The organism is Acidovorax sp. KNOB132, assembly GCF_057541515.1.
In genome coordinates this window covers 1-1807 of sequence record NZ_BAAJYT010000461.1, presented here as the reverse complement: position 1 = coordinate 1807, position 1807 = coordinate 1, and the positions used below count along the sequence as shown (strand labels likewise).

The window sequence follows — 1807 nt, the reverse complement described above, 5'->3', positions numbered from 1 at the left end:
AGACCACGGGGTGCACGGCCACGGGCGGCTCGCCGAAGCACCGGTCGATGGCCAGCGCGAGCGGCACTGCCGCGGCGGGCGCGAGGGCCAGGGCCCAGGCGGCGTCCATCAACCGGGGCCCTTTTCGCCGGCGGCAGGCATCGGGTCCGCGGCAACGCCTTCCGCCAGCCAGGGCGCCGGCTGGCCCCAGGCGTTGTCAAACACCACGGTGCGAAGCGGCGCGCGGCGCGCCCAGCGCTCCTGCTGCAGCATGGGTTCTTCGTAGAAGCCGTACACCGGGCCAATGGACAGCAGCGCCACCGCCTCGGCACCGGGCGGCAGGCCCAGCAGCGCGCCCACGGCAGCGGGGTCGAACATGGACACCCAGCCCATGCCCAGTCCCTCGGCGCGCGCGGCCAGCCACAGGTTCTGCAGCGCGCAGGCGACCGAGGCCAGGTCCATCTGCGGCAGCGTGCGGCGGCCGAAGACGTGCGCCTCCCGGCCATCGGCCAGCGCCACGGCGATGCACTCGGCCGCATCGCGCAGGCCCTCGACCTTCAGGCGCAGGAACTCCGCGCCGCGCCCGCCCAGCGGGCCTCGGCCGTGCGCAGGCGCTCGGCCTCCACACAGGCATGCAGCGCCCGCGCAGCGCCCCATCCGCCACGCGGATGAAACGCCAGGGCTGCATGAAGCCCACGCTGGGGCCGTGATGCGCGGCCTCCAGCAGCCGCGCCAGCACCTCGGGCGCGACCTGCCCGCCCGCGAAGTGGCGCATGTCGCGGCGCTCGCGGATGGCGCGGTACACGGCGGCGCGCTCCTCTGCGGAGAAGGCGGCGCCCTGCGCACTGTCGGCGGACGGCGTGGGGGGTGGCATCGCGGCGCGGGGGTGGTCGGCGGGGCTCAATCCTCGATGCCGCGCTGCGCCGGCACGCCGGCCTGGAACGCGTGCTTGACCATGCCCATCTCGGTCACGGTGTCGGCCAGTTCGATCACCTCGGGCGGGCAGCGGCGGCCGGTGAGCACCACGTGCACATGGCGCGGGCGGTCGCGCAGCACCTGCAGCACCTCGTCGAGCGGCAGCCAGCCGTAGATGAGCGGGTAGGTGATCTCGTCCAGCACGACCAGGAAGAATTCGCCGCCCAGCACGGCGGCGCGCGCGCGCTCCCAGCCGGCGCGGGCCAGTTCGGCCGACTGGTCGATGTCGCGGCTCTTCCAGGTGAAGCCGTCGCCCAGGCCCTCGATGGGGATGCCCAGCTGCTCGAACATGCGGTGCTCGCCGAAGCGCGCGGTGGGCACCTTCATGAACTGGAAGATCTTGACCGGCTTGCCGCGCCCGTGGGCGCGCAGGGCGAGGCCGAACGCGGCGGTGCTCTTGCCCTTGCCGTTGCCGGTGTTGACCAGCACGATGCCGCGGCGCTCGCCGTCGGGTTTTTCGGAGCGCCGTTCGGCGGGAGGGGTTTCGATCTGCATGCGCAATGTCTCGGAAGTCGTTCGAAAAAAAGGGGGCGAAAGCGGTGGTCGGGACGCCGGCCGGGCCCTAGTCGATGCGCGGCAGCGACACCCACAGGCCCGCCACCTGCTGCACCTGGATGCGCTGGTCGAACACGGCCTGCAGCGCGGCGTGGGTGGCCGGGTCGGCGCAGGCGCCATGGTGCACGATGCGGCCGCGGTCCATGATGGCCATGTCATCGGCCTGCAGCGCGAGCGACACCTCGTGCAGCACGCTCACCACCGTGCCGCCGCCCGCCGCCAGCGCGCGCATGGCGTGCAGCCAGTCGGCCTGGTGCGGCGGATCGAGGTTGGCCAGGGGTTCGTCCATCAGCAGCAC

The 1807-nt window shown here is 73.4% G+C and carries 1 protein-coding gene and 2 pseudogenes; all 3 read right to left on the bottom strand.

Features of this window, described 5'->3' with window-relative positions; translation table 11 throughout:
* Window positions 1–108: 108 nt before the first annotated feature.
* A pseudogene (gene bluB, locus AC27IO_RS23710) lies at window positions 109–853 on the bottom strand (5,6-dimethylbenzimidazole synthase).
* Window positions 854–879: 26 nt separating this feature from the next.
* Window positions 880–1449, bottom strand: coding sequence for a cob(I)yrinic acid a,c-diamide adenosyltransferase (cobO, locus tag AC27IO_RS23705; protein ID WP_272564138.1), 570 nt, complete (start codon window positions 1447–1449; stop codon window positions 880–882).
* A 67-nt stretch (window positions 1450–1516) separates the two neighbouring features.
* A pseudogene (locus AC27IO_RS23700) lies at window positions 1517–1807 on the bottom strand (ABC transporter ATP-binding protein); the annotation flags it as partial.